11 protein-coding genes are annotated in these 13,078 nt (G+C 69.7%); 7 read left to right on the top strand and 4 right to left on the bottom strand.

Translation table 11 applies throughout. From position 1 onward, the window contains the following. Nucleotides 1-122: 122 nt before the first annotated feature. Nucleotides 123-2,990: an EAL domain-containing protein gene (locus E2493_RS13160; RefSeq protein ID WP_135087517.1), complete on the bottom strand. Its 2,868-nt coding sequence runs from the start codon at nt 2,988-2,990 to the stop codon at nt 123-125. A gap of 164 nt (nt 2,991-3,154) precedes the next feature. Here E2493_RS13160 and E2493_RS13155 point away from each other — a divergent pair, with 164 nt between their 5' ends. Together E2493_RS13155 and E2493_RS13150 are read left to right on the top strand one after the other, a co-directional pair. Further along, nucleotides 3,155-4,297: a glycosyltransferase family 4 protein gene (locus E2493_RS13155; protein WP_135087515.1), complete on the top strand. Its 1,143-nt coding sequence runs from the start codon at nt 3,155-3,157 to the stop codon at nt 4,295-4,297. 59 nt (nt 4,298-4,356) lie between these two features. Further along, the gene (locus E2493_RS13150; protein WP_135087513.1) at nt 4,357-5,763 is read left to right on the top strand and encodes an NAD(P)H-dependent flavin oxidoreductase; all 1,407 of its coding nucleotides are present in this window, start codon (nt 4,357-4,359) and stop codon (nt 5,761-5,763) included. A gap of 183 nt (nt 5,764-5,946) precedes the next feature. On the opposite strand, the gene E2493_RS13145 is transcribed toward E2493_RS13150, so the two are convergent. After that, the gene (locus E2493_RS13145) at nt 5,947-6,918 is read right to left on the bottom strand and encodes a 2-hydroxyacid dehydrogenase (RefSeq protein WP_135087511.1); all 972 of its coding nucleotides are present in this window, start codon (nt 6,916-6,918) and stop codon (nt 5,947-5,949) included. 99 nt (nt 6,919-7,017) lie between these two features. Between E2493_RS13145 and E2493_RS13140 the strand changes: the two genes are divergently transcribed. Together E2493_RS13140 and E2493_RS13135 are read left to right on the top strand one after the other, a co-directional pair. Next, nucleotides 7,018-7,503: an SH3 domain-containing protein gene (locus E2493_RS13140; protein ID WP_135087509.1), complete on the top strand. Its 486-nt coding sequence runs from the start codon at nt 7,018-7,020 to the stop codon at nt 7,501-7,503. Between the two features lie 23 nt (nt 7,504-7,526). Beyond that, a complete protein-coding gene (locus E2493_RS13135) occupies nt 7,527-7,799 on the top strand; it encodes a DUF6916 family protein (RefSeq protein ID WP_135087507.1) in 273 nt (90 codons plus the stop codon). Between the two features lie 105 nt (nt 7,800-7,904). On the opposite strand, the gene E2493_RS13130 is transcribed toward E2493_RS13135, so the two are convergent. Continuing rightward, on the bottom strand, nt 7,905-8,423 hold the full coding sequence (locus E2493_RS13130) for a GNAT family N-acetyltransferase (RefSeq protein WP_135087505.1): 519 nt from the start codon (nt 8,421-8,423) through the stop codon (nt 7,905-7,907). A 140-nt stretch (nt 8,424-8,563) separates the two neighbouring features. On the opposite strand from E2493_RS13130, the gene otsB reads away from it, so the two are divergent. From otsB to otsA, 3 genes are read left to right on the top strand one after another with little or no spacing between them, the layout of a single operon-like run. Next, nucleotides 8,564-9,313: a trehalose-phosphatase gene (gene otsB / locus E2493_RS13125; protein ID WP_135087503.1), complete on the top strand. Its 750-nt coding sequence runs from the start codon at nt 8,564-8,566 to the stop codon at nt 9,311-9,313. A gap of 40 nt (nt 9,314-9,353) precedes the next feature. Then, entirely contained in the window at nt 9,354-11,144 is a 1,791-nt protein-coding gene (locus E2493_RS13120) for a glycoside hydrolase family 15 protein (protein ID WP_191993000.1), read from the top strand. Next, a complete protein-coding gene (otsA, locus tag E2493_RS13115) occupies nt 11,141-12,553 on the top strand; it encodes an alpha,alpha-trehalose-phosphate synthase (UDP-forming) (protein WP_191992999.1) in 1,413 nt (470 codons plus the stop codon). The genes E2493_RS13120 and otsA overlap by 4 nt, the downstream gene beginning before the upstream one ends. Before the next feature lie 37 nt (nt 12,554-12,590). Here the strand turns inward: otsA and E2493_RS21265 are convergent. Then, the coding region (locus tag E2493_RS21265; RefSeq protein ID WP_167737519.1) for a hypothetical protein at nt 12,591-13,078 on the bottom strand (488 nt) is incomplete at its 5' end.

Below are 13,078 nucleotides of genomic sequence, written 5' to 3'. Positions count from 1 at the left end.
CCAATCCTGTTTCACCGCGCCTGAGGCCGGGACTCGCGGCAGATTGACGCCGGCCTATTCGCGACCTGAGACCCCGATCCTAGCCGGGGTGACGGCGTGGCCGATCGGCGGGCGGCCTGCCGTCAGGCGGCGTGGCGGGCGGCGTTCAGGCGGGCGAGGAGGCGCTTCACCTCGGCGGCGGCGGAGGCGGGGGCGTAGAGATGGCCCTGGCCGAGGTGGCAGCCGCCCTCGGTGAGCCAGGACGCCTGGGCCTCAGTCTCGATGCCCTCGGCGACGACCTCGATCTCGAGGCTGCGGCCGAGGTTGATCACCGCGCGGACGATCGCGGCGGCGTCGTCATTCTCGCCCAGCTCGGCGACGAACGAGCGGTCGATCTTGAGCACGTCGACCGGGAATTGCTTGAGGTGCGAGAGCGAGGCGTAGCCGGTGCCGAAATCGTCGAGCGCGATGCGTACGCCGGCCTCGCTGAGCGTCTTGAGCGCCCGCTCGACGCAATCGGCGCCGCGGCCGAGGAACACCGTCTCGGTGATCTCGACCTGCACCTTGTCGGCGCCGACGCCGGCAGCGTCCAGCTGCGCGAGCAGGGCTTCGGCGAAGCCGCCCTTGCGGAACTCGGCGGCGGCCGCATTGATCGCGACATGGCCGAAATCGACGCCCGCCGCGGTCCAGGCCTTCATGTCGGCGACGACCTTGGCGATCATCCGATCGCTGATCTCGGCGGCGGTGTTGATGTCCTCGAACGCCGCGGCGATCGTGTTCGGCGCCTGGATGCCGCGACGGGGGTCACGCCAGCGCAGCAGCGCCTCGAAGCCGGCGACCCGGCCGCTGCGCAGATCGACTTTCGGCTGGTAGAAGGGGATTATCAGGTCCTTCTCGAGCGCGTTGCGGGCGAGCGCGAGCATCGACACGCGGTTCTGCATGTCGGCGCGCATCGCCGGCTGGAACAGCCGCAGATTGCCGCGCCACGAGCTTTTGGCGACGTAGAGGGCGATGTCGGCGTGCTTGAGCAGCTCGGCGCGGCTGCGGCCGTCCTTTGGGAAGAGGCTGGCGCCGATGCTGGCGTTGCAATCGAGGACGCGGCCGGCGTGAATGTGCGGGCGGCGAAGCTCGGACAGGATCGAATCCGCGACGCTGGTCACCTGCTCCTCGCCCTGCGCGCCGGAGACGATGACGGCGAACTCGTCGCCGCCGAGGCGAGCGACGAAATCCTCGGCGCGGACGGCGGCGCGAAGCCGCTCGGCGAAGGCGCAGAGCAGGATGTCGCCGGCGTCGTGGCCGAGCGAATCGTTGACCCGCTTGAAATCGTCGAGATCGAGCAACAGCAGGGCGAAGCGATCGAGCCGCTCGTCGCGGGTGACGAGCTGGTCGAGCCGCTCCTGGAAGAGCAGGCGGTTGGGCAGGCCGGTGAGCGGATCGTGGTTCGCCGCCCAGCGGACCTGCTCCTCCGACTGCTTCTGGTGGGTGACGTCGCGCGCGACCACGACGATGCGGGCACCTTCGGCGCCCTTCACCGGGGTGACGACGATGTCCCACCATTTCGGCCGGCCCTTGTGGGTCGGGTGCGGCATGGTGAAATTGACCGTCTCGCCGCCGCGGGCGCGGTCCAGCGCGTCGGCGGCGATCTGCGCCGTCTCGGGGAGCAGGAAATTCACCCAGCGCCGGCCGATCAGCTGCATCTTGTCGTCGAGATCGACCGCGGCGGGACCGAGCGGGTTGACGAACAGGATGCGGCCGTCGGCATCGAGCAACTTGATGCAATCGGGGCTCGCGTCGAGAATCGAGCGGGTGATCGCTTCGCTCTCCTCGAGCGCGGCCTGAGCGACGACCCGCTCGTTGACGTCGGTGCAGGTGCCGAACCAGCGCTCGATCTCGCCGCTTTCCGCGCGCCGCGGCGAGGCGCGGAGCAGCACCCAGCGGAAACTCCCTTCGGCGTCGCGCAGCCGCATCTCGACATCGAGCAGCCGGCCGCCGGCGATGCTGCGCGCCCAGGCGGCGCGCACCTTGCGGCGGTCCTGGCCGTGGACCGCCTTCATCCAGCCGGTGCCGAGATCGGCATTGTTGTCGCGGCCGGTGAGCGCCTGCCACTGGGGCGAGAGGTAGTCGAGCTGGCCGCGGGCGTCAGTCGAGAAGACGATCTGCGGCACCGAATCGAGGATCGAGCGGGCGCGGGCGGTGCTGTCGCGCAGCGCCTTCTCGGCCTGCTTGCGCTCGGTGACGTCGCGGTAGAAGACGGTGACGCCGCCCTCGGTCGGCGTGACATGGGCCTCGAACCAGCGGTCGACCGGCGGATAATGCGCCTCGATCGTCTCGGCGACCCGGGTGTCGATCACGCGACGATAGGCCCGGCCGAAATCGGTGTCCTCGAAGCCGGGCAGCAGATCGGCGATCGAGCGGCCGATCAGTTCCGGCTCCTCGGCATGTTGCTGGCGGAAGCGCGCGTTGACGTAGGTGAAGCGCAGCGCGCTATCGAGCGAATAGACGCGGTCGAGCGTATTCTCGAGCACCGCGGTGACGCTGGCCGAGACGCGCTGCGCCTCGCGCTGCAGTGACGCCTCGAGCTGCTTCTGCTCGGTGACGTCAGCGATGAAGCCCTCGAGGAACAGGGTGCCGTCGGCGCCGGCGACCGGCTGGCCGCGCTCCATCAGCCAGCGCCATTCACCCTCGCGGTGGCGGATCCGGTAGGTCGCACAGAACGGACGGCGCGCCGCGACCGCCGCTTCGATCTCGTCGGACAGGCGGGGCAGGTCGTCGGCGTGGACGATGTCGGCCCAGGAGATCCGGCCCGCCATCCACTCGGCGGCGGGATGGCCGGTGATCGCCAGCACGCCGTCGCTGACGAAATCGAGCGCCCAGGGCGGCGCCGTGCCGCAGCGATAGACGATTCCGGGAAGATTGCCGATCAGGGTGGCGAGCTGGCGGCGGCTTTCCGCGAGCGCGGCCTCCGCGGCGCTCTCGCCCGCATCCCTGAAGCTGTTCTGGTCGTGGATCATCTGAGCCTGAGTGCTCTTCCCCGGAGACGCTGGCAGAAGCACCGGCACGATGCTGTCGGGCCCGAGATGCACCGGAACAGGTTAATTTTGGGCTTCACCGGGCGCGGGCAGGGGGGCGACAGGTTTCGATTCCCCCGGCAGGGCGGCTGCGCCATAAGGCCGCCATGCCGCGCCCGGTCCGTATCCTTCACGCTCATTCGACCTTCTCGCTGGGCGGCAAGGAAGCGCGCGCGGTGCGCCTGATGAACGCGTTCGGTGACGCCGTCGAGCATGTCGTGCTGAGCGCCTCGCCGGGCGAGACCGGCGCGCGCGCCGCGCTCGCGCCCGGCATCGCCGTCTCCTTTCCGGCCGACGCACCGCCGCTCACCGGCCGGCCAACCCCGCTCCGCCTGCGTCGCCTGGCGCGCTATCTGCGGGGCTTCGACCTGGTGCTCAGCTACAATTGGGGTGCGATGGACGTGGTGATGGCGCGGCGGCTGTTCGGCGGGCCGCCGCTCGTCCACCACGAGGACGGCTTCAACCAGGACGAGGCGGAAAGGCTGAAGCCGCGCCGCAATCTGTGGCGCCGCGCGGCGCTGGGCGCAGCGTACCGGCTGGTGGTGCCGTCGCACCGGCTCGCCGCGATCGCCGCCGAAGCGTGGAAGCAGCCGCCGGCCCGGATCGTGCGGATCGCCAACGGCATCGCCACCGCGCGCTACGCTCTCGCGCCCGAGCCGGCGCTGGTCGGCCTCGCCGACAAAGGCAAGGCGATCGTGATCGGCACCGTCGCCGGGCTGCGGCCGGTCAAGAACCTGCCGCGGCTGGTGCGTGCGCTCGCCGCGATGCGCAGCGGCGGCGCCCGCCTGGTCATCGTCGGCGAGGGGCCGGAGAGCGAGCGGATCGCCGCCGAGGCGCGCCGCCTGGGCGTCGCCGCGCGGGTCGAGATGCCCGGTTTTCGAGCCGATCCGGCGCGCTGGATCGGCGCCTTCGACATCTTCGCGCTCTCATCGGACAGCGAGCAGGCGCCGATCTCGCTGATCGAGGCGATGGCCGCCGGCCTGCCGGTGGTCGCGACCGCGGTCGGCGACGTTCCCGACATGGTGGCGCGCGACAACCGGCCGCTGATCGTCGCGCCGCAGGACGAGGCCGCGTTCGCGGCGGCGCTCGACACGCTGGCCGAGCGGGCCGATCTCCGGCGCGCGATCGGCCTCGCCAATCGCGAGAAAGCGCGGACCGAGCACGACGAAAAGGCGATGATCGCGCGCTATGCCGCGCTCTACGGTGAGGCGATCGGCAGGTCCAACGCGTTCACGCCCGGCAGGGCATGATTTTTGGCGCAATTGCCGCCAAGTCCGCGTATAGCGCGCGCGTCAATTTCGGAGGAACGATGTTCAAGGGTGTCAAGCCGATCCTTTATGGCGGCCGCGAAGTGCTGCCGCTGGTCGAGGGCGGCAAAGGTGTTTCGGCGAGCAACCATGCCAGTTCCGGCGCCTGGGCGGCGGCCGGAGGGATCGGCACCGTCTCGGCGGTCAATGCGGACAGCTACGATCCGGAGGGGCGGATCATTCCCCAGGTCTACCACGCGCTGACCCGCCGCGAGCGGCACGAGGAGCTGGTCAGCTACGCGATCGACGGTGCGGTGGCGCAGGTCGAGCGCGCCTATGAGATCGGCGGCCGCCAGGGCGCGATCAACATCAACGTGCTCTGGGAAATGGGCGGCGCGCAGCGCGTGCTCGAAGGCACGCTCGAGCGCACCAAGGGCCTCGTCACCGGAGTCACCTGCGGCGCGGGCATGCCCTATCGCCTGTCCGAGATCGCCGCTTCGTTCGGCGTCTATTATCTGCCGATCATCAGCTCGGCCCGCGCCTTCCGCGCCTTGTGGAAGCGCGCTTACTCCAAGGTGCCGGAATGGCTCGGCGCCGTCGTCTACGAGGATCCCTGGCTGGCCGGCGGCCACAACGGCCTGTCCAACGCCGAGGACCCGTTGCAGCCGCAGGATCCCTATCCGCGGGTCAAGGAGCTGCGCGAGACGATGCGCCAGGGCGGCATCGCCGACGAGGTGCCGATCGTGATGGCCGGCGGCGTCTGGAATTTGAAGGAATGGGAGCATTGGATCGACAATCCGGAGCTCGGCCAGATCGCCTTCCAGTTCGGCACCCGGCCTTTGCTCACCAAGGAGAGCCCGATTCCCGAGGAGTGGAAGCAGCGGCTGATGACGCTCGAGGAGGGCGACGTCCTGCTCCACCGCTTCTCTCCGACCGGCTTCTACAGCTCGGCGGTGCGCAACCCGTTCCTGCGCGCGCTGGAGGCGCGCTCGCAGCGCCAGATCGCCTTCACCAAGGAAGCGATCGGCGACCATGCCTTCCAGCTCGACGTCGGCGTCGGCGGCAAGAAGAACTTCTGGGTGACGCGCGGCGACCTGCTCCACGCCCGGGAATGGTTCGCGCAAGGGTTCACCGAGAGCCTCAAGACGCCGGACGACACGCTCGTCTTCGTCACGCCCGAGGACAAGGTGCAGATCCGCAAGGACCAGCAGGACTGCATGGGCTGCCTGTCGCAATGCGCCTTCTCGTCCTGGGCGGACAATGAGAAGAACTCGACCGGCCGCCTCGCCGACCCGCGCTCCTTCTGCATCCAGAAGACGCTACAGGACATCGCCCACGGCGGGCCCGTCGACCACAACCTGATGTTCGCCGGCCACGCCGCCTTCCGCTTCAAGAAGGACCCGTTCTATTCGAACGGCTTCGTGCCCACCGTGAAGCAGCTCGTCGAGCGGATCACGACGGGCGACTGAGGCTGGCCCTCACCCTCCCACCGCTTTGCGGCGGGTCCCTCCCTCTCCCCAAAAGGGAGAGGGCCAAGGTCAGCGAAATCCCTCTGTCTTCCGGGGATGCGGCACCTGGCTGCATCCCCCGGATGCGGCCGAAGCGGCGCCGCATGGAGGGGGCCGCGCCGTCCGGCGTGGGAGAATGAGGGATCAGGCCACCCTGTCCGGCAATTCCTCGCCCCTCGCCCAGGCGCGGAGGTTGGCGAGGACCTTTTCGCCCATGGCGATGCGGGTCTCGACGGTCGCCGAGCCGAGGTGGGGGAGGAGCATGACGTCGTCGCGGGCGATCAGCCGCGGATCGACATGGGGCTCGTTCGGATAGACATCGAGACCGGCGCCGGCGATGGTGCCCTGCTCGAGCGCGGCGATCAGCGCCTCCTGATCGACGATAGCGCCCCGCGCCGTGTTGATCAGGAAGCCATCGCGGCGCATCAGGCCGAGCCGGCGGGCGTCGATCAGATGGTGGGTCTCGCGCGAATAAGGGCAGTTGAGGCTGACCACGTCCGCCTCGGCGAGCAGTGCGTCGAGGTCTTCGCGATAGTCGGCGGCGAGCGCGCGCTCCGTCTCCGCCGCGACGCGGGTGCGATTGTGATAATGGATGCGCATGCCGCAGGCGCGGGCGCGCACCGCGACGGCGAGGCCGATCCGGCCCATGCCGACGATGCCGAGCGTCTTGCCGGTGAGGCTGCGTCCCATCTGCCTGGTCGGGCCCCAGCCGCCCCAGCCGCCGGCGCGGAGCATCCGCTCGCCCGAGGAGAGGCCGCGCAGGGTGCCGAGGATCAGCGCCAGGGCGACGTCGGCAGTGTCGTCGGTGATGACGTCGGGCGTGTTGCTGACCAGGATGCCGCGCGCGCGCGCCGCCGCGAGATCGATGTGATCGACGCCGACGCCGAAATTGGCGAGCAATTTCAGCCGTTCGCCGGCCGCGGCGAGCATCTCGGCATCGAGCGGGTCGCCGACCGTGCAGGCCAATGCGTCGCAGCCCTTCAGCGCCTCGGCGAGCCGCGCCCGGTCGAGCGGGGGGCCGGCGTTGATCTCGGTGTCGAATTCGGCGCGCATCTGCGCTTCGACGCTCTCGGGAAGCCGGCGGGTGACGAGAAGGCGAGGGCGGGCGCTGGGCATGGCGGTTCGCTATGTCCCGCTGCCGAGCAGCGTCAAGCCAGATGAGTGTTGAACCCCGCGCAGGCTCATGCCTAAGGGGAAGCCGAGGAGTAATCGATCATGCGCAACAAGCTGGCGCTCACATTGCTTGCGGTCCTCGGGCTGAGCGTGACCTCGGCGGAGGCGCAGCCGGAGCGCAAGACGCCCTATTGGGCGTCGATCCAGGCCACCAAGGCCATGATGCGGACCGGGCCGGGGCAGAATTACCCGGCGACCTGGCTCTACATGCGCGCCGATCTGCCGATCAAGGTGATCGAGACCTATCCGAGCTGGCGCAAGGTGCAGGACCCGACCGGCGAGACCGGCTGGATGCTGCAGCGCCTGCTCAAGGACCAGCGCACGGCGCTGGTCACCGGCAGCGAGCCTCGGCCGATGCACGTGACGCCCGATGCCGGATCGAAGGTGCGCTACCGCGCCGAGCCGGGCGTGGTCGGCGTGATCTCGAAATGCGCCGACGGCTGGTGCCGGCTGGACGTCGGCCGCCGCAGCGGCTTCATCCGGACCGAGCATATCTGGGGCGTCGATCCCAGCGAGACACTCGAGTGATCCCTTTGGCCGGAGCCTGACCGATGTCCGATCTCACCGTGGACGATTTCGCCGTGGGCGAGGACTATTCGGTCGGCGCGGCCGAGGGACTGGTGCTCCACCTCGACCTGGTCCAGCCCCTGCCGCAGGCGGTTCGCGAAGGCGGCGGCTTCCGGCTGGAGTTCGTCGGGCCGACGGCGCCGGTGCTGCCGCAGGCGATCTATGCGCTGAGCCGCGACGGCGAGCAACGCGACATCTTCCTCGTTCCCGTCGCCCGCGATGCCCGCGGCGTGCGCTACGAGGCGATCTTCAACTGATCTCCGCCAGGGCGCCGGGGGGAGGGTCTCAACCCCCTCTCCCTTGAGGCGATGGCGCGCCGGGCTTGCTTCCCCGGAGGAAGCCCAGGGGGGCGCGATGGCGCGCTAGGTTGGCTCCCCCGGAGCCGACTCAGCCCGCCATTCCATCAGATCGTAGACGCCCTTGTCCTCCACCGTCGCGAAACCGAGCCGCCGGTAGAGGCGCATCGCCGGATTGTTCTTCTCGACGTGGATCGAGGCGGCCTTGCTCAGGCCAGCGGCCAGGGCGAGCATGTCCTGGAGGATCGCCGCGCCGAGGCCATGGCCGCGCGCCGCCGGGAGCAGGGCGATGTCGATGATCCGGACCTGGCTCGGCCATTCCTCGAAATAGAGGCGCCCGACGTCGGCGCCGCGCCATTGCACCACCAGCCATTCGGCCTCCGAATAATAGGTGCGGTAGTGATGGTGCTGGGCGTCGAACTGCTGGCGAAGGAAGATGGTCTGCATCTCCGCCGGCCAGCCGGTCTGGGCGAGCTCCTCGAGCCGCGTGCTCGCATAGACGCCGAACAGGAAGGGGAGGTCCGCCTCGTCGGCCGGGCGATAGCCCACCCCGAGAGGGCCGGCGGCGATCAGCGGCGGCGGCATCGAGGCGCGTCCCCTGGCGTGTCCGGTCCCGAGCGCATCGTCTGTTCCCCCCTCGCACGATCCTAAAGCCAAAGCGGACGGGAGCGAAAGCCCGGCGGACGGCGCTTGAGATTCGCCGCGTCTGCGGCCAACGGGGGCTCATGGCTGATATTCTCCGGCCACCGCCGAGCGACCTGCTCGACGGCGCGGCCCTGTTCCTCGATTTCGACGGCACGCTCGTCGAGCTTGCCGAGGCGCCCGACGCGATCCGCGTGCCGGGGCATCTCCGCCCCTTGCTCACGCGGCTGTCCGATCGGCTCGGCGGCTGCGTCGCGATCGTCAGCGGCCGTGCGATCGCCGATCTCGACCGGCATCTCGGCCCGGTCACGCTGGCGATGTCCGGCTCGCACGGGCTCGAGCTGCGCTTCGCCGACGGGCGGCTGGCGCCGCTCGCCGCCTCCGGGGCGCTGAACGCGGCACGCGGCGAGATCCGCCGCTTCGCCGAGGAGACGCCGGGGCTGCTGGTCGAGGAGAAGCCGGCGAGTATCGCGCTCCATTTCCGCGGCGCGCCCGACCGCGCGCCGCAGGCACGAGCGCTGTTCGAGGCGCTGGCGCGGCGCACCGGTCTTTCGGTGCAGCCGGGAAAGATGGTGCTCGAGCTTCGCCCCGCCGGCGCCAACAAGGGCGACGCGCTGGCGACGCTGATGGGGGAACCAGCCTTTGCCGGTAAGCGTCCTGTGTTCGTGGGAGACGATCTCACCGACGAGCACGCCTTCGCGGCGGCGGCGGAGCTGGGCGGAGCGGGGATACTCGTCGGCCCGGCCCGCGCCACCGCCGCCCGCTGGCGTCTCGACGATGTCGCCGCGGTGGCGGCGTGGCTTTCGAATGCTTCGGGAGGGCTGATTGCCTGATCTCAATCTGTGGCCGATCGGCAATTGCCAGGTTTCCGCGATGATCGATTCAGAGGCGGGGCTCGTCTGGGCCTGCGCCCCGCGCGTCGACGGCGATCCGCTGTTCTGCTCGTTGCTGAGCCCGAGGAGCGAGGGCGGCGAAAGCGCGGCGCCCTCCGCCGGCGGGAGCGAGCCTGCGCCGGCGGCCCTTCCGCGCGGCGAGTGGCGGATGAGCCTGGAGAACCAGGTGTCGGTCGAGCAGACGTACCTGCGCAACACGCCGATCCTGATCACGCGGCTGACCGACGCCGACGGCGGCGTGGCCGAGATCTTCGATTTCTGCCCGCGCTTCGAGCGCGAGGGGCGTATGTACAGACCAGTCGCCTTCGCCCGCATCGTGCGGCCGATCTCCGGCGCGCCGCGGCTGCGCGTTGCGCTCAACCCCGCGACCAATTGGGGCGAGAGGGACGCGGCGACGACGCGCGGCACCAACCACATACGCTATCTGCTGAAGCCGCAGCCGATGCGGCTGACCACCGATGCGCCGGTTGGGCAGATCCTGGAGGGGCGCGCCTTCCGGCTCGAGGAGGCGAAGCATTTCTTCCTCGGCCCCGACGAGCCGTTCACCGGCAACGTCGGCCACACCCTCTCGACCATGCTCCATCTGACGACCGAGGACTGGCGCGACTGGGTGCGCGGCCTCGCCATCCCGCTCGAATGGCAGCGCGTCGTGATCCGCGCAGCGATCACGCTGAAGCTCTGCCAGCACGAGGAGACCGGCGCGATCGTCGCGGCGCTCACCACCTCTATTCCGGAGGCGGCGAACAGCGGCCGCAACTGGGACTATCGTTATTGCTGGATCCGCGACGCTTATTACACGGTCCAGGCGCTGAACCGCCTCGGCGCGCTCGACGTGCTGGAAAGCTATCTCGGCTATCTCAGGAACATCGTCGACGACGCCAAGGGCGGGCTGATCCAGCCGCTCTACGCGGTGTCCGGCGAGAAGAGGATCGAGGAATGGGAGGCGCCGGCGCTGGCCGGCTACCGGGGCATGGGGCCGGTGCGGGTCGGCAACGCCGCTTATTACCAGGTCCAGCACGACGCCTACGGCCAGATCATCCTCTCCAACGTCCAGGCGTTCTTCGACGAGCGGCTGTTCCGCAAGGCGACGGTGGAAGATTTCCAGGCGCTGGAGCGGGTCGGCGAGCGGGCCTGGGAGACGCACGACCAGCCCGACGCGGGCCTGTGGGAATATCGCACGCGAAGCGCCGTCCATACCTACAGCTCGGTGATGAACTGGGCCGGCTGCGACCGCCTCGCCAACGCCGCGGCGGTGCTCGGCCTCGACGATCGCGCCGCTCTGTGGCGCGAGCGGGCGCAGAAGATCCGTGAGCGGATCGAGAAGGACGCCTGGTTCGCCGAGGGCGAGAGGTTCGGGGCCAGCTTCGGCGGCGGCGAGACCGACGCGAGCCTGCTGCAGCTCGTCGACATGCGCTTCCTCGCGCCCGACGATCCGCGCTTCGTGCGCACCTTCGAGGCCGTCGAGCGCGAGCTGAGGCGCGGCGAGCACATGCTGCGCTACGCCGCCGAGGACGATTTCGGCCTGCCCGAGACGGCGTTCAACTTCTGCACCTTCTGGCTGATCGAGGCGCTCCATCTCGCCGGGCGCAGCGACGAGGCGCGCGCGCTCTACGAGCGGACGCTGGAGCGTCTGACTCCGGCGGGTCTGCTTTCGGAGGACACCGATTTCGAGACCGGCGAGCTCTGGGGCAATTACCCGCAGACCTATTCGCTGGTCGGGCTGATCAACTGCGCGATGATGCTGTCGAAGCCGTGGAGCGCGATCCGGTGAGCCGGCTGATCGTCATCTCCAACCGCGTGGCGGCGCCGCAGCCGGAAGGCGAGGGTGGGGCGCAGGGCGGCCTCGCCGTCGCGCTGTCGGCGGCGCTGCGCGAATATCGCGGCTTCTGGTTTGGCTGGTCGGGCAACCGGATCGAGGAATTCACCGGCAAGATCGACTTCCAGCGCCACGAAGGCGTCACCTCGGCGACGATCGATCTCGAGGAGCAGGACGTCGAGGAATATTACAACGGCTATGCGAACAGGACATTGTGGCCGCTGTTCCACTATCGGATCGATCTCGCCGAATACGACCGCAGTTTCGGCGCCGGCTATGAAAGGGTCAACGAGCGCTTCGCCGAGACGGTCTATCCGCTGATCGAGCCGGAGGATCTGGTCTGGGTCCACGATTACCATCTGATCCCGCTCGGCCGGCAACTGCGCCAGCGCGGCGTGGCGAACCGCATCGGCTTCTTCCTCCACATTCCCTGGCCGCCGGCGCGGCTGCTCACCACCCTGCCGGACCACGAGCATCTCGCTCTCTCGCTGCTCGCCTATGACGTGATCGGCTTCCACACCCGCGAATGGCTGGAGAGCTTCCAGAATTATGTCGAGCGCGAGCTCGGCGGCCGCTGCGACCCGGACGGCTGGATCCATGTCGGCGACCGCTCGGTCCATGCCGCGGCCTATCCGATCGGCATCGATTACCGGGAGTTCAGCGAAGCGGCGGCGAGCGAGGCGGCGCGCTCGGCCTGCGAGCGGCTGCGCAAGAGCGCCGACGGACGGCGCACGATCATCGGCGTCGACCGGCTCGATTATTCCAAGGGGCTGGAGGAGCGCTTCCTCGGCTATCGCCGTTTCCTCGAGGAGAATGCGGAGCGGCGCGGCGAGGTCTTCCTGCTGCAGATCGCGCCGCCGTCGCGCGGCGAGGTCCATACCTACGAGACGATCCGCGAGACGCTCGACGAGCTCTCCGGCCGGATCAACGGCGAGTTCGCCGAGGTCGACTGGGTGCCGATCCGCTACGTCAACCAGGGCTATGGCCGCGAGGACCTGGCGGGCTTCTACCGCGCCTCAAACATCGCGCTGATCACGCCGCTGCGCGACGGCATGAACCTCGTCGCCAAGGAATATGTCGCCGCCCAGGATCCGGACGATCCCGGGGTGCTCATCCTCTCGCGCTTCGCCGGCGCCGCGCTGCAGCTCAAGGACGCGCTGCTGGTCAATCCGTATAGCAAGGAGGAGATCAGCGACGCGATCCGCCAGGCGCTCGCCATGCCGCGCGAGGAGCGCGTCCGCCGCTGGCGCAGCATGATCGAGACGGTGCGCAGCGAGGACGTCGTCTGGTGGCGCCGCCGCTTCGTCGCCGCGCTCGCCGGAGAGGATGTGGAGGCCGCCGGCAGCGCCCGCGCGGCGGGTTGAGGGAACGGCCGCCCCCGGCCGTTCCCTCTCTCGCGAATCAAACTCTTTCCGGCTCTCCCAAGGCGCGGGCCTCGACCCCTTCGTGTAGGCCGGACGGCTGCGCGAGGTCGAAATGGGCGAGCTCCTCGCCGTCCGGAACGCCGACCGCGAACGAGGCGGCGGTGCGGCCTTCGCGGCCGTCGGGCAGGCGGTAGCGCGCCTCGGCGACCACGACAGGCAGGACCGCGTCGCTGCCGATCTCGCCGCGGCTGAGCGCGACGCTGGCCTCGATCCTCTGGCCGTGGCCGGCATCGATCGTGGTCGGCGGCAGTGCCCCGTCGCCGTCCCGCTCGATCAGCATCCGCTCCATCGCGTTTTCCTGGCGTGTGCCGGCCGGGAACATCCAGGTGGAGACGCGGACGTCCTGCGCGGGGGCGTCACCCTGGTTGGCGACGTCGAGCGCGAACTCGACGCGCGCCTCGTCGCCCTCGACGCCTGCGCGGACCGGGCGGACCAGCAGCTCCAGCCAGGGCCGCGCGCCGGCGG

It is taken from the genome of Sphingomonas parva (ex Maeng et al. 2020) (assembly GCF_004564275.1).
Lineage (GTDB): Bacteria > Pseudomonadota > Alphaproteobacteria > Sphingomonadales > Sphingomonadaceae > Allosphingosinicella > Allosphingosinicella parva.
Note: the sequence above shows the minus strand (reverse complement) of the source record. Positions and strands in the feature narration are given on the sequence as shown.